The 20,463-nt window shown below is 37.7% G+C and carries 23 protein-coding genes; 16 read left to right on the forward strand and 7 right to left on the reverse strand.

Going from position 1 to position 20,463, the window contains the following annotated elements; genetic code table 11:
- Positions 1-63: 63 nt before the first annotated feature.
- The gene (sspL, locus tag AA0X71_RS09770) at positions 64-204 is read right to left on the reverse strand and encodes a small, acid-soluble spore protein L (protein WP_413361670.1); all 141 of its coding nucleotides are present in this window, start codon (positions 202-204) and stop codon (positions 64-66) included.
- 103 nt (positions 205-307) lie between these two features.
- On the opposite strand from sspL, the gene AA0X71_RS09775 reads away from it, so the two are divergent.
- Both AA0X71_RS09775 and AA0X71_RS09780 read left to right on the forward strand, forming a co-directional pair.
- Entirely contained in the window at positions 308-799 is a 492-nt protein-coding gene (locus AA0X71_RS09775; protein ID WP_413361671.1) for a divergent PAP2 family protein, read from the forward strand.
- A gap of 27 nt (positions 800-826) precedes the next feature.
- Positions 827-1,099 (forward strand): DUF6123 family protein, encoded by a 273-nt coding sequence (locus AA0X71_RS09780; protein ID WP_413361672.1) that lies wholly within the window; start codon positions 827-829, stop codon positions 1,097-1,099.
- A 35-nt stretch (positions 1,100-1,134) separates the two neighbouring features.
- Here the strand turns inward: AA0X71_RS09780 and AA0X71_RS09785 are convergent, their stop codons facing one another.
- The 3 genes from AA0X71_RS09785 to AA0X71_RS09795 form a co-directional block, all read right to left on the reverse strand.
- The gene (locus tag AA0X71_RS09785; protein ID WP_413361673.1) at positions 1,135-2,067 is read right to left on the reverse strand and encodes a DMT family transporter; all 933 of its coding nucleotides are present in this window, start codon (positions 2,065-2,067) and stop codon (positions 1,135-1,137) included.
- Between the two features lie 4 nt (positions 2,068-2,071).
- Positions 2,072-2,470 carry a reverse transcriptase-like protein gene (locus tag AA0X71_RS09790; RefSeq protein ID WP_413361674.1) on the reverse strand — a complete coding sequence of 133 codons (399 nt, stop codon included), beginning with the start codon at positions 2,468-2,470 and terminating at the stop codon, positions 2,072-2,074.
- 93 nt (positions 2,471-2,563) lie between these two features.
- Positions 2,564-3,241: a queuosine precursor transporter gene (locus tag AA0X71_RS09795; protein ID WP_413361675.1), complete on the reverse strand. Its 678-nt coding sequence runs from the start codon at positions 3,239-3,241 to the stop codon at positions 2,564-2,566.
- Between the two features lie 147 nt (positions 3,242-3,388).
- On the opposite strand from AA0X71_RS09795, the gene AA0X71_RS09800 reads away from it, so the two are divergent.
- Together AA0X71_RS09800 and AA0X71_RS09805 are read left to right on the forward strand one after the other, a co-directional pair.
- The gene (locus AA0X71_RS09800; protein ID WP_413361676.1) at positions 3,389-4,045 is read left to right on the forward strand and encodes a reverse transcriptase-like protein; all 657 of its coding nucleotides are present in this window, start codon (positions 3,389-3,391) and stop codon (positions 4,043-4,045) included.
- Positions 4,046-4,096: 51 nt separating this feature from the next.
- Positions 4,097-4,273 (forward strand): zinc-finger domain-containing protein, encoded by a 177-nt coding sequence (locus tag AA0X71_RS09805; RefSeq protein ID WP_019155916.1) that lies wholly within the window; start codon positions 4,097-4,099, stop codon positions 4,271-4,273.
- Positions 4,274-4,329: 56 nt separating this feature from the next.
- On the opposite strand, the gene cspD is transcribed toward AA0X71_RS09805, so the two are convergent.
- Positions 4,330-4,530: a cold-shock protein CspD gene (cspD, locus tag AA0X71_RS09810; protein WP_019155915.1), complete on the reverse strand. Its 201-nt coding sequence runs from the start codon at positions 4,528-4,530 to the stop codon at positions 4,330-4,332.
- Between the two features lie 327 nt (positions 4,531-4,857).
- Between cspD and AA0X71_RS09815 the strand changes: the two genes are divergently transcribed.
- The 7 genes from AA0X71_RS09815 to mntR all read left to right on the forward strand — a co-directional run bounded on the left by AA0X71_RS09815 (position 4,858) and on the right by mntR (position 12,394).
- The gene (locus AA0X71_RS09815; protein ID WP_413361677.1) at positions 4,858-5,829 is read left to right on the forward strand and encodes an HD-GYP domain-containing protein; all 972 of its coding nucleotides are present in this window, start codon (positions 4,858-4,860) and stop codon (positions 5,827-5,829) included.
- A gap of 239 nt (positions 5,830-6,068) precedes the next feature.
- Positions 6,069-6,995, forward strand: coding sequence for a metal ABC transporter solute-binding protein, Zn/Mn family (locus AA0X71_RS09820; protein ID WP_413361678.1), 927 nt, complete (start codon positions 6,069-6,071; stop codon positions 6,993-6,995).
- A gap of 11 nt (positions 6,996-7,006) precedes the next feature.
- Positions 7,007-7,756: a metal ABC transporter ATP-binding protein gene (locus tag AA0X71_RS09825; protein WP_413361679.1), complete on the forward strand. Its 750-nt coding sequence runs from the start codon at positions 7,007-7,009 to the stop codon at positions 7,754-7,756.
- A 10-nt stretch (positions 7,757-7,766) separates the two neighbouring features.
- Positions 7,767-8,699, forward strand: a complete 933-nt coding sequence (locus AA0X71_RS09830) for a metal ABC transporter permease (protein WP_413361680.1) — start codon at positions 7,767-7,769, stop codon at positions 8,697-8,699.
- On the forward strand, positions 8,696-9,574 hold the full coding sequence (locus AA0X71_RS09835) for a metal ABC transporter permease (RefSeq protein ID WP_413361681.1): 879 nt from the start codon (positions 8,696-8,698) through the stop codon (positions 9,572-9,574). The genes AA0X71_RS09830 and AA0X71_RS09835 overlap by 4 nt, the downstream gene beginning before the upstream one ends.
- 130 nt (positions 9,575-9,704) lie before the next feature.
- The gene (locus AA0X71_RS09840) at positions 9,705-11,858 is read left to right on the forward strand and encodes a DNA topoisomerase III (protein ID WP_413361682.1); all 2,154 of its coding nucleotides are present in this window, start codon (positions 9,705-9,707) and stop codon (positions 11,856-11,858) included.
- A 110-nt stretch (positions 11,859-11,968) separates the two neighbouring features.
- Positions 11,969-12,394 carry a transcriptional regulator MntR gene (mntR, locus tag AA0X71_RS09845; protein WP_413361683.1) on the forward strand — a complete coding sequence of 142 codons (426 nt, stop codon included), beginning with the start codon at positions 11,969-11,971 and terminating at the stop codon, positions 12,392-12,394.
- Positions 12,395-12,949: 555 nt separating this feature from the next.
- Here mntR and AA0X71_RS09850 read toward each other — a convergent pair.
- Entirely contained in the window at positions 12,950-13,159 is a 210-nt protein-coding gene (locus tag AA0X71_RS09850) for a DUF3892 domain-containing protein (protein WP_413361684.1), read from the reverse strand.
- Between the two features lie 139 nt (positions 13,160-13,298).
- On the opposite strand from AA0X71_RS09850, the gene AA0X71_RS09855 reads away from it, so the two are divergent.
- Positions 13,299-13,994: an AIM24 family protein gene (locus AA0X71_RS09855; RefSeq protein ID WP_413361685.1), complete on the forward strand. Its 696-nt coding sequence runs from the start codon at positions 13,299-13,301 to the stop codon at positions 13,992-13,994.
- A 61-nt stretch (positions 13,995-14,055) separates the two neighbouring features.
- Here AA0X71_RS09855 and metA read toward each other — a convergent pair whose 3' ends face one another.
- Positions 14,056-14,964, reverse strand: coding sequence for a homoserine O-acetyltransferase MetA (gene metA / locus AA0X71_RS09860; RefSeq protein WP_413361686.1), 909 nt, complete (start codon positions 14,962-14,964; stop codon positions 14,056-14,058).
- Positions 14,965-15,119: 155 nt separating this feature from the next.
- Here metA and AA0X71_RS09865 point away from each other — a divergent pair, with 155 nt between their 5' ends.
- The 4 genes from AA0X71_RS09865 to AA0X71_RS09880 all read left to right on the forward strand — a co-directional run bounded on the left by AA0X71_RS09865 (position 15,120) and on the right by AA0X71_RS09880 (position 20,368).
- Positions 15,120-16,808: a formate--tetrahydrofolate ligase gene (locus AA0X71_RS09865; RefSeq protein WP_413361687.1), complete on the forward strand. Its 1,689-nt coding sequence runs from the start codon at positions 15,120-15,122 to the stop codon at positions 16,806-16,808.
- Positions 16,809-16,867: 59 nt separating this feature from the next.
- Positions 16,868-17,389, forward strand: coding sequence for a hypothetical protein (locus AA0X71_RS09870; protein WP_413361688.1), 522 nt, complete (start codon positions 16,868-16,870; stop codon positions 17,387-17,389).
- Positions 17,390-17,484: 95 nt separating this feature from the next.
- The gene (locus AA0X71_RS09875; RefSeq protein ID WP_413361689.1) at positions 17,485-18,339 is read left to right on the forward strand and encodes a DegV family protein; all 855 of its coding nucleotides are present in this window, start codon (positions 17,485-17,487) and stop codon (positions 18,337-18,339) included.
- A 142-nt stretch (positions 18,340-18,481) separates the two neighbouring features.
- Positions 18,482-20,368: an ABC-F family ATP-binding cassette domain-containing protein gene (locus tag AA0X71_RS09880; RefSeq protein ID WP_413361690.1), complete on the forward strand. Its 1,887-nt coding sequence runs from the start codon at positions 18,482-18,484 to the stop codon at positions 20,366-20,368.
- The last annotated feature ends 95 nt before the right edge of the window (positions 20,369-20,463 follow it).

Genomic DNA, 20,463 nt, shown 5'->3' on the forward strand with positions numbered 1-20,463 from the left:
TCTCTTTTTATATACTCTGACGTTATTGTCGTAGTAGTTTGAGACAGTCTTTTTTTATGTCATTTAGATTTTTGTATTGCTTTTTTTGGCTCTGTTTTCGAGCTCGCTTTTTGGATTTTCGGTTAATTCAGCGTCTTGACCGTACCCTTGAGGGTTTACTCCTGATGCCTTTTTGCCTCTTTTTTCTTGATCATGCTTGGCCATGCAAACACCTCCCTTACAGTTTTTAGTATTTACGGCTCTTTTGAAAGTCATGCAGTGAATAGTTTAATCTAAGAGTCATCACACTAAAGCTAGAGGTGAGATGATGAATAAAGGTGTTTATGTTGCGTTGTTAAGCATTGGACTTGCTCAAGGGTTAAAAATTCCCATTCATTATGTGAAGGAAAAAGAATGGCGTCCTGAACTCTTTTTTGAAACTGGCGGAATGCCGAGCTCCCATTCTGCGGGGGTTTCTTCCTTAACGACCTATATTGCATTACAAAGAGGGATTCCCACAATTGATTTTGCTTTATCTCTTGTTTATGGCTTAATTGTTATGTATGATGCTCAAGGGATAAGACGTCAGACGGGAGAGCTTACCCTTAAAGTGAATGATTTAGGGGAATTAATCGATAAGGTCCACCATGATGAAACTGTAAAATTTGAACAAAAAACACCCAATAAGCTTAAAGAGATGTTAGGGCACCAGCCAGAAGAGGTAGTAGGTGGTGCGTTGCTTGGGATTTTAACTGGGACTATCGGCCATTTATTCACAAAAAAGAATAGAAAATTGTCGAATTTTAAGATAAAATTTTAGAATGAGAGTTAATTGTGGGAGAGGAAAGTGGTTGTGGGCTTAGAAGATTATTTACAATTATTAAGTAGTAAAGGTTTTCAATTTGGTGAAGATGCAATCGGCTTTATTTATTTTGGAAAGCAATATACCAATGCGTCTGATGAACTTGCTCGTACAGCGCTAGAGTTAACGTTAAAGGCTCAAAAAACATTTGATGGCAGCTTCTATGTATCTTTATTAGAGCTATTAACATCAAATCAAATTACATCAAGAGATGAAGCACTTAAGTTTATTAAGAAAGAGAATATATTAACAGTATAGTTTTGAGGCACACCAAAGAAGGTGTGCCTTAAATTTTATATGGAGTGCGTGTTTTCCTTATTTCTTTTTTCTTTGAAGGAGAGCTTGGCAGATGGAAGTTCAGCGAAAATCATTCCAGCGAGAATCAGTAAGCAACCGGCAAGGGCACTTATCGATAGGCGATCATTCGCCCAAATGAAGCCGGTAATAGCAGCGAATACAGGCTCCATCGCAAAAATTAAGGCAACTCTAGTCGGCGTAGTGAATTTCTGAAAATTTGTTTGTGCTAGAAATGCGAGAGCTGTTGCAAATACTGATGTAATAATGAGAGCATTAAGTACTTCTTTGCTGAACAGGACAGAAGGTTGTAGGGCTAATTCCCACTCTTCAAAGAAAAAGGAATAGATGATGGAAAGAACTGCTACTGTTGATATTTGGATGATGGTTAACAACAGCGCTGGGTATCGACTACTATATTTTCCTGTGAAAGTGATGTGTAGAGCAAAGCCGATGGCACAAATAAAAACGAGTAGATCTCCTCTATTTAAAGCAACAACATCAGTCATCGTTAATAAATACAGGCCAATTGTTGCGATTAAAACCCCAAGAATGGCATTTTTACTAGGGTGAAGTTTCAGTAAAATAAAGGAGAATAATGGAACGAGAACGACACTTAATCCAGTAATAAATCCAGCTTTGGAAGAGGTTGTATATAATAGTCCTATCGTTTGTGTGGCATAACCTAAAAATAGCCAACCACCAATCATGATCCCAGAAAGGATGAATTTTTTATTCAATCCCATTAGCTGTTTTCTTTCAAATAGTAGTAGCCAAATTCCTAATAAAACCGCCGCAAAAAGGAAGCGAATCCCATTAAAAGCGATAGGTGGAAGCAAGTTTATCGCATTTTGAACAATGACAAAGGTCGCACCCCAAACTAGTGCAACCATCAATAAGGAAATATCCGCAAAAATCGTTTTCTTTTCCAAGTTCTTACCTCTTCTCTGTATTTTTCCTTATGGCTTCTCGTGCTAATTGATCAGCCTTTTTATTTTCTGTATTTGGTATCCATTTGATAAAAAACAAATCGAATTTTGCAATTAGACGAAGGGCTTCCTCGAAGTAAGGAATAAACACTTTGTTCTTTACAAATTCTTTTTCGATAGCACGACTCACGAGCTGAGAATCTGTTCGAAATGAAACCACTTTATAATCTTTTTCTAAACAGAGGTGGAGTGCTTTAATCAATGCTTCGAATTCTGCTTCATGATTATTTAAATTCCCTAATGGAATAGAAAAACTAGCTGTCTCCCCGTTCCCTTTAATGAAAATCCCAGCACCGCTTGGTCCAGGGTTACCAGCACTTGCCCCATCTATGTAAACTTCAATCAAGCTGAAACCTCCTTGAAGTGAATAATCTGTTTTAAAAATAATAAATATAGTTTACCATAAATATTAGGCACCTGTTTAGGTGCCTAATCACTTTTAACCATTTTTCGGAAAGCGTTTTGCGATATATCCAAATGGAGTATCTAAAATTGAGACGAGAAACTTCAATAAATAAGTAGTCAGGAATATTTGCCACCATTCATTCATTGGATAAACGCCTAAAAAAGCAATGCTTGTGAACACGACAGTATCCAGTAACTGGCTAATCATCGTACTTCCGTTATTACGAATCCAAAAATGATGATCTTGAGGAAATTTCTTTCTCAAATAGGAAAAGATATAAACATCTGCAAATTGACTAATTAAATAGGCACATAAGCTACCTAAAGCAATTCTTGGTAAAATTCCGAAAATCGTTGCTAAAGAATCATGGGCAAAATCGATTTCATGAGGCTGGAATAATAAGACCATTTGCATAATAACGGTCATTGCTAATAAGGTAAAAAAACCTAACCAAACGCCCTTTTTAGCATCGTCTTTGCCATATTTTTCGTTTAAAATATCAGTAACAAGAAATGCAGTGCCATACATGGTATTTCCTAGTGTGGCTGTTAATCCAAAAATTTCAATTGTTTTAACAACCTGAAGATTAGCTAGTACAGTGGAAAAACCTATCCAGACAAATAAACCAGTTTTTCCAAAGAGACGATAAATAGCGAGAACAAAAACAAAGTTGACAATAACAAAGATGAGGCCAAACCATTCATTAAACATATTACTTCCTCCTGTAGTTTTGATAGTGCGGGAGTTCACGAACCGCATAGGGTTATTCAATTGTCTTTGCCTATTATAGCGATCTTTATGCTAAGTGAAAACAATTAAGCCATAAAAAAATGGGGAATTTTGAAAGGGTTTGATTCGATGGATTACAAAATTGAGATGACGTATAAATTACGTGGCAGCAAACCTATTGCGTTTACATCAGAGTGGTTAGACGCAGATACGGCGATTCGTCTGGGAGAGGAATTGGAAAAAATGGGGAAGGTTTCACAATTTTCATTTCTAGATGAAATGAACCATTCCTGGTCCATGAAAGAGATGCGTAAGCTGACAGTGGAGATAGAAGAGGAACCCCATGATATTACGTTATATTTCGATGGTGGCTTTAATAATAATACATATGAGGCTGGTTTAGGAGCCATTATTTATTATAAGCAAGGGAAGAAACAATTTCGTTTAAGAGCCAATCAATTAATTGAACAAATGGAAACAAATAACGAATCTGAATATGCAGCATTGTATTTTGCTTTAGATTTACTTGAGGGGCTTGGTGTTCATCATCTACCGTGTGAGATTAAAGGAGATTCCCAAGTAGTATTGAAGCAATTAGAGGGAGAATGGCCAGTCTTTGAAAATAATTTAAGTCGCTGGCTCGACCGAATTGATGAAAAGATTAACAATCTTGGCATCAAGGCGAAATATGAACCTGTGCCGAGAAAAGAAAATAAAGAAGCAGATAAACTTGCCACACAGGCATTGGAAGGGAAAATCATTCATAGTACAATGGAACTTAACTAGCTAAATGGCTTGCATTCGAATGACGAAAAATCGATGAGAGGGGTAGAGCGTTTGAAGCGGAAAGACATCCTATTAGAAGTTGAAGAACTGCTAAGCAGCTATTGCAAGGACTGTTTTTTACATAGACACCATAAAAAAGAGATGGGAAGGACCTATGCTCATCGTTTTTGTATTACCCAGTGCACAGTTGGTGAGAAGATAAAAGATATTGGAAAGAAACTTGAATAACGGACATTACGAAAGGCTGGTGAAATTCACCAGCCTTATGCTTATAATTTATTGGATTATAGCTTAACTACGTTAGAAGCTTGTGGTCCACGGTTACCTTCAACGATTTCGAAAGAAACTTCTTGACCTTCTTCTAGAGATTTAAAGCCATCTCCTTGGATAGCTGTGAAGTGTACGAATACATCGTCTCCACCTTCAACTTCAATGAATCCAAAGCCTTTTTCATTGTTGAACCATTTTACTTTACCGTTTTGCATAAAAAAAATTCCTCCTAAGCCTTTAAGGACACAAAAAAGTGCCAAGTAATATTATCATTAATCGAGTTTATTTTAGTGCCAATAGTTACCAATGGCGGAAATAAATTCTGTTTAATGATGTCTATAATATACATGATTGAATCTTAGTCGTCAAGAAATGTAAGCCTTTTTACGAACTATATACTAAAAATTCAGATTAGGGAAATCATTGAAAATCCCTATAATTAATCTTTTATATATTCCCATTTTTTGTTATGCTTTGGATAAGTTTAATAGAGTTAATTCGATATATTTACTGATCATAATCTGGAAAAGTAGGTGAATGAAATGAAGAAAGACCCACCTTTTTTTGAGCAAAAAACACCTATGACTACTTCCGAAAATGAACAAAGGCTATGGAACGAGCCTTCCCAACACTTAACCATCCCAGAAAAATACGATCCGTTGCTACTTAAAAGAGTTGGAGAAAGAATTACAGAAGCATCGAAGCAAATGGAGTCCATATTTTTTCAAGTGAGGGGAGGTAGAGAGGTTCCGCTAGTGGAAATAAAAGAGAAAATTATTCCAATTATTAAGAAAGCAGCCGAGATTCCACATATCTATCATCTCTTCTTTGAATTAAATGAAAAAGAACGCTATACATATAGACATCCGATCGGTGTTGGAATCATTTCAAGAGTAATTGGCAAATGGTTAAAATTAAATGAACAAGAGTTAGAGGATTTAACTTTAGGAGCTACCTTATATGATATTGGAAAAGCATCAGTCCCTTCCGATATATTAAACAAAACAGGGAAACTAACGAGAGAAGAATATGAAATCATGTCCAATCATACGGTGTATGGCTATAATCTTCTCAAAAATACGGATCATATAAATGAAAATGTGGCCTTAATAGCGTTGCAGCATCATGAACGAGAGGATGGAAATGGCTATCCAATTGGGATTAAAGGCTCTCAAATTAGTTATTTAGCAAAAATTGTAGCTGTTGCTGATGTATTTCATGCGATGTCCTCACCAAAAATTTATCATGAAGCACTCCCATTTTATGGAGTGATCAAACAAATGGAGCAGGATACGTTTGGAAGGCTAGATCCGAAGATTGTATTGACTTTCTTAAACAAAGTGATGGATAGCCTAATAGGAAGAAAAGTTCTTCTTTCAGACGGAAATATCGGAACAATTGTCCTCATAAATCCTTACGAACCGATTCGATGTCTAGTCCAAACAGAGGACCATCTTATTGACCTTAAGTATAATCATCATCTGCAAATTGAAAGAGTATTAGAAGATAATTAAATACAGAATAATTTAGCAAAGGTTCCTAATTGAAGGAACCTTTTTTTATGTAAAAAAGGAAATGTGAAACTTTTTGTATTTTTTGGTTGACTTTTTTTTGAACTCGCTTAAAATGTTGCATATAGGAAACTTTTATTGATTAAACTAAAAAACATGTCCTAAGTTTAAAAAAGTGGTCGTAGTTAATAAAAGTGCATGAGGACAGAACACAAGAAATTGAAGAAAGGATGGAGAGGAATATGAAAAAACTGATGTGGTTGCTTGTTGTTTTTTCGGCTGTTCTATTAGGGGCTTGTTCAAACGAGAGTAGTAATGCTGAACAGTCCAATGAAAAAATCATCGTGACGACAACGATTGGACAGATTGCTGATGGGGTCAAAAATATAGGGGGAGACAAAGTGGAAGTAGTCAGTCTCATGGGACCAGGAACTGATCCCCATCTGTATAAAGCTACTCAAGGAGATATGGAAAAGCTTGAGAAAGCGGATATTATTTTTTATAGTGGTCTTCATTTAGAAGGGAAAATTCTCGATGTTCTCGAGAAAATAAATGAACAGAAACCGACCTATGCGATTGGTGAAGTGTTATCTGAGGGGGATTTGCTTGAGGGTGCAGAGGATAGTAGTACGATTGATCCTCATATTTGGTTCGACGTTTCTTTATGGAGGCAAGCGCTTGAAAAAGTAAGGGATGGTCTCATTGAAATTGACCCTGACAATGAAGAATATTATAGCAACAATGCACAGGAATATTTTACAGAATTGGATGCTTTGAAAAAGTATACGGAAGAAGAAGTGGCAAAAATTCCGCCAGAGCAAAGAGTACTGGTCACTGCCCATGATGCTTTCGGATATTTTGGAGCAGCGTATGATATCGAAGTAATGGGTTTACAAGGCCTTAGTACGGAATCAGAATATGGTCTTGGAGACGTTCAGAAATTAGTGGATGTATTGGTTGAAAGAAATATTAAAGCTGTTTTTGTGGAGTCTAGTATTTCAGGACGGTCCATAAATGCGGTAATCGAAGGAGCAAAACAAAAAGGTCATGAAGTCACGATTGGGGGAGAACTATTCTCAGACGCGATGGGTGAAGATGGCACGGAAGAAGGAACGTATATTGGAATGTATAGGCATAATGTGAAGACCATTACAGAGGCATTAAAGTAGGAGTGAGTAAAATGAATCCAATCGAAGTGAATAATTTAACTGTTGCCTATCAAAAAAAGCCAGTTTTACAGAATGTGAGTTTTACTGTCCCTGAAGGAAAGTTAATTGGTATTATCGGCCCGAATGGAGCGGGGAAGTCGACATTAATCAAGGCCATTTTAGGATTAATTCCGAAGGCAACTGGTGAAATTAAGGTTTATGATAAATTATATCGAGCAAAGGATCGAATTGTTGGATATGTTCCCCAAAGAGGTTCAGTTGATTGGGATTTCCCAACAAATGCCCTTGATGTTGTGTTGATGGGGAGATACGGTCATGTTGGTTGGTTTAAAAGACCAAGCAAAAAGGATGTAGAATATGCTCTTAGCTGTTTAGAGAAAGTAGGCATGTCAGAGTATGCCAATAGGCAAATAAGCCAACTATCAGGAGGCCAACAGCAAAGAGTTTTTCTTGCAAGAGCACTTGCCCAAGATGCGAAGGTTTATTTCATGGATGAACCATTTGTTGGTGTAGATGCGGCAACAGAGAGAGCAATTATAGAGTTATTAAATGAATTGAAGCGACAAGGGAAAACGGTTCTCGTTGTCCACCATGATCTGCAAACGGTCAAGGATTATTTTGATCATGTTATCTTGCTTAATGTGAATGTGATTGCAGAAGGGCCAACCGAGGATATCTTCACATTAGAAAATTTACATCATACTTATGGTGGAACATTAGCTTTTTTGGATAAAGGTCATTTTATGGTGGGACAGAAATGAGGTGCGAAGGATGGACGATCTAATAAAAATTAGTCTAACCGATGCTAATACACAATGGGTTCTTCTTGGAACGATGTTGTTAGGGATATCAAGTGGTGTCCTTGGAAGCATCGCTTTATTAAGAAAACAAAGCTTAATGGGGGATGCTGTCGCACACGCTTCACTACCAGGTATATGTATTACTTTTCTTCTTTTAGGGGAAAAATCATTATTCCCTTTATTGATTGGAGCGGCTATTTCTGGATTATTGGCCACTTTTTGCATCCAGGCAATATCATCCTACTCTATTATTAAGGAGGATACGGCCATCGGGTTAGTGTTATCCGTTTTCTTTGGGCTTGGAATTGTTCTACTAACGAAGGTGTCCCAATCAAGTGTTGGTAATAAAAGTGGACTAAACGATTTTATTTTTGGGCAAGCGGCATCTCTTGTTGGCAGTGATGTAAAGTTAATGGCAGGCGCAGCAGCTTTCTTAACCGTTATAACGTGGCTCATTTTCAAAGAATTAAAGGTATTAACCTTTGATCCTGAATTTGCGAAGGGGTTAGGGTTGCCTACAAAGCTATTAAACTTTGTCTTTCTTTCCTTGCTGGTGTCCGCAATTGTGGTAGGAATTCAAGCAGTTGGTGTCATTCTAATGGCAGCGATGCTGATCACGCCAGCAATCTCAGCCCGTTATTGGACCAATTCACTATCTAGAATGATTATCGTATCCGGGGTCTTTGGTGCCTTGTCTGGAGTGTTTGGTACTTTATTAAGTACATTAGGAGAAGGGTTAGCAACAGGCCCCTTTATCGTCGTCACAGCAACATTCATATTTTTAATTTCCATACTGTTTGCACCTGAAAGAGGATTGATTACGAAGTGGGTTAAGAGACTGCGGTTAAATAAACGCCTACAACAGGAGTTAATGGTTGGAGAAGAAAGGAAGAGCTATCAATGAGCTACGAAGCGTGGATTTTAATAATAGGTTCGCTGGCGGGTATTAGCTGTGGAATTACAGGCTGCTTCCTGATTTTACGCCGTCTCGCAATGCTAGCAGATGCTATTAGTCATACCGTATTGTTAGGCATTGTTTTAGCCTTTCTGTTCAGTCAAAGTTTAAACGGATTTTATATGCTCATAGGAGCTGCAGGGATTGGCGTGTTAACAGCCGTATTCGTACAGCTTTTAAACAGTTCTGGAATACAGGAAGATGCCTCGATTGGAGTTGTGTTCACATTTCTATTTGCGGTGGGAGTGATTCTCTTAAGCTTGTATGCTGATCATGTCCATTTAGACGTCGATCACGCTCTTATGGGAGAAATCACCTTCGTACCATGGGATTTAGTCCAGTGGGGTTTTCTACCAGAATTACCGAGGGCATTTATTATGCTATCAGCAGTGTTAATTATCAATTTGGTGATCATAATTCTTTTCTATAAAGAGTTAAAATTAACATCTTTTGATCCGCAAATGGCCGCGGCGATTGGAATACCAGTTCTAGTCATTCATTATATTTTGATGGCAATGGTCTCCATGACGACTGTCGCCTCTTTTGATAGCGTTGGAGCGATTTTGGTTGTTGCGATGCTTATTGCACCAGGTGCTTCTGCTTACTTATTAACGGATAAATTAAGTATCATGCTCCTACTTAGTGCATTCCTCGGCGTTGCCGCAGCGATCATTGGCTATTATCTGGCAAGCTGGCTAGACGTATCGATTTCAGGTTGTATGGCAACGGTTAATGGAGTGATTTTTGCACTCGTCTTTCTATTTGCTCCTCATAAAGGAGTTTTGGCGAAAAAATGGTCGCAAAGGGGATTGAAATTAACTTAGAAGTCTCACATTTTATGTGAGGCTTTTTTTTCTATTTATGAAAAAATGATGAAATGTATTCTCGTAGCTAGCGGAATCATGTACAATAGGAGAGGCGTTTTATTTTGTGAAATTGGAAGTGAGTCCCATAATGAAACTCATTATCGCGGAAAAACCAGACCAGGGTCTGACGTTAGCATCCGTTTATAAAATGAAGAAAAAGCAAGGCTACATCGAAATTCTACCAAATGAAATATTCCCCAAAGGAGCATATGTCACTTGGGCAATCGGACATATTACACAGCTCATTCCCCCAGAAAAATACGACTCAAATTGGAAAAAATGGTCCCTTCAAACCTTACCGATGATTCCAGCTCAATTTCAGTATGAAGTTTCCAAAGACAAGTGGAAGCAATTTGCAATTGTCAAACAGCTTATCTCGGATCCAAACGTGACGGAAATCATTCATGCAGGGGATGCTGGTCGCGAAGGGGAGTTAATCGTTCGCAATATTCTCAGACAAACAAAATGTCATAAACCGATGAAGAGACTTTGGGTTTCTTCATTAACTCCAAAAGCAATTCAAGAAGGATTTCGATCATTACGTTCAGAGAATGATACGCGTAATCTCTACTATGAGGCTTATACGAGGGCATGTGCTGATTGGGTAGTGGGAATGAATGCTTCAAGACTTTATAGCATTCTCCTTAAACAAAAAGGGTTTGCAGATGTGTTTTCTGTTGGTAGAGTACAAACCCCGACTCTAGCCCTTATTGTCAAAAGGGAGCATGAGATCGATTCATTTGTTTCTGAGCCTTTTTGGGAGGTTAAAGCGAAATTTAATATCGATAAAAAGAAGTATGAGGGCAAATGGGAAAAAGACGGTGTGACGAGAATTGACACGAAAGAGATGGCAGAAAAAATAGCCGCTTTTTGCGAAGGCAAAGAGGCGAAAGTAGCTGAAGTTCATTCGGAAAAAAAGGAATATTTACCTCCGTTTCTTTATAATTTGTCTTCCTTACAAGCGGAAGCGAATAGGCGTTTTAAATTCTCGCCAAAGAAAACACTGGATACGGTTCAAAAACTCTATCAAAAGGGTATCGTTTCTTACCCGCGTTCTGACTCACGGCATGTGACAAAGGGAGAGGCTGAAATGTTTCCTGAAATACTAGGAAAACTGGAGAATTTCCCTGAATATCAAGAGCTCTTTCCTCTACCTAACGCTTCCATATTGAAAAATACCAGGTACGTGAATGATAAAAAAGTAACCGATCACTATGCGATTATCCCTACAGAGCAAGTTCCTACTAAGTCTAGGCTTAGCCCTGATGAACAAAAAATGTATGATTTGATTGCAAGAAGTCTGATTGCTGCTCATTATGGAAAGTCTGTAACGGAATACACAACAGTTACGACATTAGTCGATGAAAGAGCAACTTTTCAATCAAAGGGCAAAGTTCAGAAGGAGGAAGGCTGGAGAAAGGTCATTCCTCAATATGAAAAAGACAAGGATCCGAGTCTTCCGAGTTTAGAAAAAGGGGAAGTAGGAAAGGTTGCGAAAGTGGAAGTGAAGGAAAGCAAGACCCAGCCTCCGAAGCGATATACAGAAGGTCAATTAATCACATTGATGAAAACAGCCGGAAAGCAGATTGAGGATAAAGAGCTTGAAAAAGTCCTGATGAAAACGGAAGGTCTTGGTACAGAAGCTACAAGAGCTGGAATCATTACGATGTTAACAGAACGAAAATACATTGATATCCGTAAAAACTTAGTTTATGCAACAGCAAAGGCAAAAATCCTTATTCAAGCAATAGGGGATGAAATATTAGCTTCTCCTGAGATGACGGCAAAATGGGAGCAACGATTAAAAGAGATTTCAGAGGGACAAGCTATTCCGAAGCAATTTATGGAGCAAACGAATAAAATGATCACTCATCTTATCACGACTACAACAGAAGCATCGGAAAAATGGAAATTTCCTGAAGAACTGGTAGATGGATTTATTCCGGGGAAACAACCGGGTAAACAAAGAAGACAACCTATGAATTTAGGAACATGCAAGAAATGTAGTGGAGCTGTTATCGATAAAGGGACTTTCTATGGCTGTTCCAACTATCAAAAGACGAATTGTGATTTTACGATTTCAAAAAAGATTCTCGGCAAATCGGTTACGCAAAAGCATATTAAAGCTATATTATCTGAAGGAAATACCGAATTGATTCAAGGGTTTAAAGGGAAGGAAAAAACGTTTGATGCAAAACTTGGTTGGGATGAGACTGCGAAAAAAGTGAAATTTATTTTCTAAGTTAAAGTTTCATTTTGTTCTTTCTTGTATCCCCTTTCTTAATATAGTAAACTTTGAGTATAAACTGAAAAAACTTTTGTATTAGTGCAAAATTATTGGAGGGTGTACTGATGGCAACACCAAGTATGGAAGACTATATCGAGCAAATTTACTTATTAATTGAACAAAAAGGTTATGCGCGGGTTTCAGATATCGCTGAATCTCTCTCGGTTCATCCCTCATCCGTAACGAAAATGGTTCAAAAATTAGATAAAGATGAGTATTTAGTTTATGAAAAATATAGAGGATTTACGTTAACATCAAAAGGCAAAAAAGTTGGTAAACGTCTTGTTTATCGCCATGATTTATTAGAGGATTTACTGCGAACGATCGGAGTTATGGAAGAAAATATCTATAATGATGTAGAAGGAATTGAACACCATTTAAGTTGGAACGCCATTGATCGCATCGGCGATCTCGTCCAATTTTTTGAGGAAGACGAAACTAGAGTACTGGCATTAAGAGAAATACAGAAGAAAAATGAAGAGCAAGAATAACAATTCTCTTTTCACGAATAGAACAAAACTCATACAAAATGTTTGAAGTTTCCGGTTTGTCTAATTCGATCCAAACATCACTCACCCTTAAGCGGAATTTTTCCTGTTATCTCCTTAATGGACTCCCCTTTTAGGGAAAATAACGGAAAATTTTCCGCTTATGGAGAGCATAATCGTTTATTTTGGCATTTTTTGAGTGAATAGCAGGAATTTTTCCTGTTATTTCGGCTCTTTTTCATGATGGTTGCTCATTAAGCGGAATTTTTCCTGTTATTTTTTCATACCGATACTCCTACCGTTTATACGAATATTAAGTCGAGGGAATTTATAAATTCCTGGATGGACAACAATAAAGGCGACCGAATTTTCGGTCGCCTTTATTAACATGCTGTTTTCGTATAGATTGTGGTTATTTGTAAAAACCGAGAAGACGGTTTTTTCCCTTTATATCACGGTTATAGCTATACATGAAGTGTGCGACGGCACTTTTCGCTCCCTAAATCAGGCACTTTGTTTCTTATTGCTTTCCAAAAAAACAATGGTTGCGAAAGGAGCCTAGTAATAAGATGGGAGATTTTCAAATGCAGCGTGATCAAATAATGTCTCTCCATTCTCATATTCCACAATATTGACATCTGCGAATTTCTCATCAAAGGCTTCCAATAATGCTTTACGATAGGAAATGATTCTTCCTTGAGAAGTTTGGAAGCTAATAATATCTCCCATATGATTTCGATAGACGGATACGATTTTTTCTTTTTCCATTAAAGAGGTCTCCTTTTTTAACTTTCTTATTATTGTTGTTGGTAAAACAAGGATTTATTCGTTAAAAATAGAAATATAATCTGTGAAGGTTATACGATTAAAAGAATGGTGAAAATATTCATAGAGGAGATGATATTTGATGAGTCGATATTCAATGAACGAATTTGTTAAACAAACACAGCAGCAGGATAAGGAAGAAGGCCTGTTTGAACTTGAAACACCGCGAATGCTTGAAATCAATCTCAATGGACAAATTTGGGCAAAGGCAGGGGCAATGGTCTCTTACAGGGGTAGTATTAAGTATGAGAGAGAAGGGATTTTTGAGCATGGACTTGGAAAATTGTTTAAGAAGGCTTTTACAGGTGAAGGTACTTCATTAATGAAAGCGACAGGAAAAGGGAAGCTCTATGTAGCTGATCAAGGGAAGAAAATTAGCATTTTACATCTTCAAGGTGAATCTATTTTTGTCAATGGTAATGATTTATTGGCATTTGAACCATCGATTGATTGGGATATTAAATTAATGAGAAAAATTGCGGGCATGATGTCTGGAGGATTATTTAATGTTCGTTTAGAAGGTCATGGAATGATTGCGATTACTTCTCATTATGAACCATTGACTCTTCTGGTAACACCTAATAATCCAGTATATACGGATCCGAATGCGACTGTAGCATGGTCAGGCTCTTTAACACCGGAATTTGTGACAGATGTTTCGTTTAAAACCTTTATCGGAAGAGGGAGTGGAGAATCGATTCAAATGAAGTTCGCTGGAAATGGATTTGTCGTTGTACAGCCATTTGAAGAAGTATATTATTCTAATCAGCAGTCCTGATTTATTTATTATGACGGAAAAAAGCAGTCTGACTTAAATAGCCAGGCTGCTTTTCCAATTTCTATTCCCACACATAAGGTGTTTCTTGATAAACATAATAATTCAGCCAGTTTGAAAAAAGTAGATGGGCATGAGAACGCCAACGGTTCAGTGGTTGTCTGTTTGGATCGTTATTAGGAAAATAATGGACGGGCAGATGAATGTCTAATCCTCGTTGACGGTCACGATTGTATTCCTCACCTAATGTACAAGCATCATATTCAAAATGGCCAGTAATCATTATTTGTTTTCCGCTGCCAGAACTTATAATAAAAGGTCCTGCTTCTTCAGAAAAGGAAAGAAGCTTTATGTCAGGATGATGATTGATTTTTTCTTGATCGACATCAGTATATCGTGAATGAGGAGCAAAGAATTCATCATCAAATCCTCTTAGTAACTTTTCACTCCGATCATGTACAATATGAGAAAAAACTCCTGAGCACTTACGAGGTAATTCGAATTTTCCGATTCCAAAGTGATGGTAAAGGGCTGCCTGAGCACCCCAGCATATATGTAAAGTAGAAGTAACATGTGTAGTTGACCAAGTCATAATTTCTGCCAGTTCATCCCAATAATCTACTGATTCAAACGGGAGCATTTCTACTGGAGCGCCAGTAATGATCATGCCATCAAATTTTCGATGCTTGATATTCGGGAATGTCGTATAAAATTGATCAAGATGGAACTGACTCGTTGTTTTCGACTGATGTGTCGCCATTTGTAAAAACGAAATATTGACCTGTAAAGGAGTATTTCCCAGCAATCTCAGCACCTGAGCCTCGGTTTTTTCTTTTTCTGGCATTAAATTTAAGATAATGATATTTAAGGGTCGAATATCCTGTGTATTTGCCCGAACTTCATCCATAATAAAAATATTCTCTTTTTCTAATACTTCACGTGCTGGAAGAAGTTTCGGTATTTTGATAGGCAAACGATCACTTCCTTGTTTGAATTTTCAATATTTTATATTATATAGCCCTTTAAATGATGTATCAATCTTTTTGCAAAATTAATTCCGAATCTTATGTATAAAAGATGATACAATATAGTTGAAATCACCAATGAATCGTAATGGGGGTAAATGCTATGAGTGTGAATGTGAAATTTAAGACTGACATCGAAATTGCCCAAGAGGCGAAAATGGAGCCCATTTTAAAAATTGCAGAGGAATTGGATTTAACTGAAGATGATCTTGAGCTTTACGGCAAATACAAGGCCAAGCTTTCGTCTGAAACGATTAAAAGAGTTCAAACGAAGGATTCTGGAAAAATCATTCTTGTAACAGCGATTAATCCTACACCAGCCGGAGAAGGGAAATCTACTGTTACAGTCGGTCTTGGAGATGCATTACATAAGTTGAATAAAAAAGTGATGATTGCTTTACGAGAACCGTCTTTAGGCCCGACGATGGGAATAAAAGGTGGTGCGACAGGCGGCGGCTATGCACAAGTCCTTCCAATGGAGGATATTAACCTACATTTCACAGGTGATTTTCACGCGATCACAACGGCGAATAACGCGTTAGCTGCTCTAATTGATAACCACTTACAACAAGGAAATGAACTGCACATTGACCAAAGAAGAATTGTCTGGAAGAGAGCAGTTGATTTGAATGATCGAGCATTAAGAAAGGTTATTGTTGGACTTGGTGGACCTATTCAAGGCGTGCCTCGTGAAGATGGATTTGATATTACAGTCGCATCTGAAATTATGGCAGTATTATGCTTAGCAACAGATTTGCAAAACTTGAAACAAAGATTATCCAATATGATCGTGGCCTATAATGTAGATAAAGAGCCTGTAACAGTAGCTGACCTTGGTGTAGAAGGAGCATTAACACTACTTCTAAAGGATGCCATTAAACCAAATCTTGTACAAACGATTGAGCACACACCAGCACTTGTACATGGTGGGCCATTTGCAAACATTGCACATGGCTGTAACAGTGCGATTGCAACCGTTACGGCATCGAAATTAGCAGATTATGTAGTGACGGAGGCAGGTTTTGGTGCGGACTTAGGAGCAGAGAAATTCCTTAATATTAAAGCAAGAGCGGCAGGTTTTAAACCAGAAGCGGTCGTCATCGTTGCAACGATTCGAGCATTAAAAATGCACGGTGGTATCTCCAAAGCAGAGCTAACAAAAGAAAATATTGCAGGCTTAGTAGCAGGGTTTGAAAACTTAAGAAAACATGCGGAGACGATTCAAAGCTTCGGACTTCCATTTGTCGTCGCCATCAATAAATTTGTCTCAGATACGGATAAGGAAGTAGAGACTCTTCTTGAGTTGTGCGCAAAATTCCATTTACCAGTTGAGCTAACAGAGGTTTGGGAAAAAGGTGGAGAAGGTGGAATTGCCCTTGCCAAAAGAGTTCTAAAAGTCGTTGAAGAAAGTGAGTCTAATTTTTCTCCACTATACGACTTATCTGATTCCCTTGAAGAAAAAATAACAACCATTGTTCAAAAGGTATATGGAGGAAACAACGTAGAATTCTCCTCAAAAGCGAAAAAACAGTTGGAGGATTTTGAACGCTTCGGATGGGGCAATCTACCTGTTTGTATGGCGAAAACACAGTATTCATTATCAGATAATCCTGCCATGCTAGGTAGACCTACTGACTTTACCGTCACCGTTCGAGAACTAAAGCCATCGATTGGAGCTGGATTCATCGTGGCATTAACAGGTGATGTTATGACGATGCCAGGTCTACCTAAATTACCAGCCGCATTAAAAATGGATGTAGACGCAGAAGGAAACCCAATCGGATTATTTTAAGTTTATAACTTGAGCGACGGGAGATTTTCCTGTCGCTTCTTTCATGAGGAGTGAATAATATGTTTGACCCAACCGCATTTGAAAACATGAAGGTAGTTCTTGAAGGTGCTTTGTATGACCGGGATTTAGAGGGGAAAATTGCGATCCTTGACCGGAATGATGTAATGAATCTTGCCAAGTTATCAAGGCAATACGATGTTACTTTTTCCAACCGGAACTCCTCCTCAATTCAGTGCACACTCGTGTTAAAAGCAGCATTAGAAAATCTCGCTTCCGAACTTCATCCCCAATTACAAAACGAACGATTAGCTGGTGCAAATATTTTTGTCATTTTCAAAATGAAGCATGAAAATAATCAAGAAATGCATCAGGAATTGGGGAAAATCTTAACTAGTATTTGGGGTTCTGAGCGAACATTTACGCAAAAAATTAGTTATGATCTTTTCGAAGATAATAATATGATTACAAAAGAAATTACGCTTGAATTTAATCGGTTAATCCGCGAAGAGCAGATTGATGATCTTTTAACTATGATGGATTATATGCTCGAGTCACTTCAAAAAATAAATCGGCTTTTATAATTGTTAGGCTAGCGCTCTACCTTAAGACCGTGTAAAATGAAATTAGTATCTAATTTTAGTATCAGGTCTTAATTTCTTTTAAGGGGGAGAGAATATTGAAAAGAATAGCTTGGGTGACCGATAGTACAGCAAGCTTAGACGAAGAGATAAAAAAGAATCCAGATTTGTATGCGGTTCCAATGTCGATATTATTAGATGGAGAGCAATTTCTAGATACGATAGATTTAACACCAGAAGAACTATATGAAAGTTTGAAAACGTTAAAAACTCCACCCAAAACGTCCCAACCATCAGTTGGGGAATTTAAGCAACTGTTTGATAAGCTTAGCCATGAATATGATGCTATCATCCCGATTCTCGTTTCAGCAAAACTAAGTGGTACCGTATCATCCAGTGAACAAGCAACTCAATTAGTTGACATTCCAGTGATGACCATCGATTCAAAAATATTGTCTTATCCGTTAACGGTTCAAATTAAACAGGGGATGAAATGGTTAAAAGACGGTTTAAGTATTGAATCGATTAAAGAAAAAATTGAAAAATTAAGAGAAACATATGAAGTTTATGTGTTAGTAGGTAGCCTTGAACAACTTCATCGCAGTGGGAGAATGTCAGGAATGAGATATTTTCTTGGCAGTATGCTAAATATAAAGCCTATTATTCAAATATCTGATGGCGTACTTTCGATAAAGGACAAAGCGCGTAGTGAGAAAAAAGCAAAGGATAAAATCCTCGGTTATTTACGTGAGTCGTATGAAAAATTTAACTTTAAAGAGGTATACATTTTGTACGGACTTCATCAGGAAGTAGCTTTAAAATGGAAAGAAGAGCTACAAATCCATTTTCCTTCTCTAAGCTTTAGTTGTCATCCCATAGGGGCAACAGTCGGTGTCCATGCTGGAGAACACACAATTGGAATTAGTTGGTATAATGGTTTGGAAGAAAGCTAGTCAAATATCATTCATTAGGGATTCAGAGTGATTTCATTCTGAATCCCTTTTGCTCTTAATGTAGATCGCCTCATGTACAAGGACTGCTCGCTTTATGATAAAATGGAGGACGGATAATACTTGATGATTGGATTGGTTTTACATGAAGATGTTAACGATTGATAATTTGACGAAGACGTATGGAGAAAAGGAATTATTTCAGGATATATCATTTACAATTACGGAGAAAGAACGAATTGGCTTAATCGGAGTTAATGGTACAGGTAAATCATCCTTGCTGAAAATTGTGGCAGGTATCGATGACCCGGATGCTGGAGAAGTGACGATGCCAAAGGATTATAAAATTGCCTATGCTTCACAATCCCCAGTACTTGATGAGAACTTAACGGTTCTTGACCAAGTGTTTGCAGGAGAGTCACCTATTCTACGAGTGGTGAAAGAATATGAGAAAGCACTGCTCGCTTTAGAAGAAGATCCAAATCGAGCTGAAAATCAGGAAAAACTATTTGACCTACAAAGAAAGATGGATGCTATTGATGGCTGGGATGTGGGTACAAATGCGAGAACGATTTTAACGAAGCTAGGAATTTCCGATTTCAATAAAAAGATTGCAGAGCTTTCAGGTGGACAAAAGAAGAGGGTGTCTTTAGCGCAAGTCCTGATTCGAGATGCTGATTTGTTAATATTAGATGAACCTACCAATCATCTTGACTATGAGTCGGTTAAGTGGCTTGAGGAATATTTAAGTAGGTATAGTGGTGCATTGTTACTCGTTACCCATGATCGTTACTTTCTCGATCGTGTTACGAATCGAATGTTCGAATTAGACGGTGGAAAGCTATATAGCTACAAAGGAAACTACGCAGCATTTCTTGAAGCGAAAGCAATACGTGAAGAAAATGAAGCTGCAACTCTCGAAAAACAACGAAATTTATTTCGTAGAGAGTTGGAATGGATTCGCCGTGGTGCAAAGGCACGTACAACGAAACAAAAAGCGAGAATTGGCCGATTTGAAAACTTAGATGAACAAATTTCCTCAGTGAAATCTACGGAAAAGCTCGATATATCTCTTTCAGGAAGTCGGTTAGGGAAGCAAGTCTTCGAACTAAAGGATGCCTATAAATCATACGGAAGCCAAGTTATCTTAAAGGATTTTGATTTATTGGTGAAGCCGGGGGATCGAATCGGAATTGTAGGTAGAAATGGAACAGGGAAATCAACATTGTTAAACACGCTAGCTGGCAAGCTACCATTAGATTCTGGAGAATATATGATTGGTCAAACGGTGAAAATTGCCTACTATACTCAGGAAAACGAAGATTTAGATGAGAATAAACGGATGATCGAGTATTTGAAGGAAACAGCTCAAGTCGTTACTACTTCAGATGGAAAAACAATCTCTGCAACACAAATGCTTGAACGATTCTTATTTCCAACCTATACCCATGGAACGCAGATTCGTAAGCTGTCAGGTGGAGAAAAACGCAGGCTCTATTTATTGAAAATTCTTATGTCTGAGCCCAATGTTTTATTACTTGATGAGCCAACTAATGATTTGGATACGCAAACTTTAACGGTGCTTGAGGATTATTTAGAGGACTTTCCAGGGGTGGTCATAACGGTTTCCCATGATCGCTATTTTCTTGATAAAGTCGTAGAGCAACTTCTTATTTTGAACGGAGACGGAAACATTGATTCTTTTTATGGCAATTATACGGAGCTATTAGAGAGTCAGTCAGCAAAACAGAATGTAAAGGAACCGACCATTCAGAAGGAAAAAGTAGTGACCGAGGACAAACCAAAAAAGAAGAAATTGACGTACAAAGAGAAATTGGAATGGGAAACAATCGATGACGATATAACTGCTGTAGAAGAACGCCTAAAACAAATATCAGAGGAAATGACCCAAACGGGAAGTGATTTTGAACAGGCGCAGGCTCTGATGAATGAAGAAAACACTTTAAATGAAAAGCTGGAATATTTAATTGAAAGATGGAGTTACTTATCTGAACTTATTGAAAATGGGTAATGATAAAGCTTGAGCACAATCTTGTGTGCCATCTAGGTACTTATGTTACGATAATAAATAATTAAAGTGATACAGTAAAGTGAAAAATTGCCAGT

Origin of the sequence: Robertmurraya phoenicis, assembly GCF_047302285.1 — a bacterium.
Taxonomy (GTDB): domain Bacteria; phylum Bacillota; class Bacilli; order Bacillales; family Cytobacillaceae; genus Robertmurraya.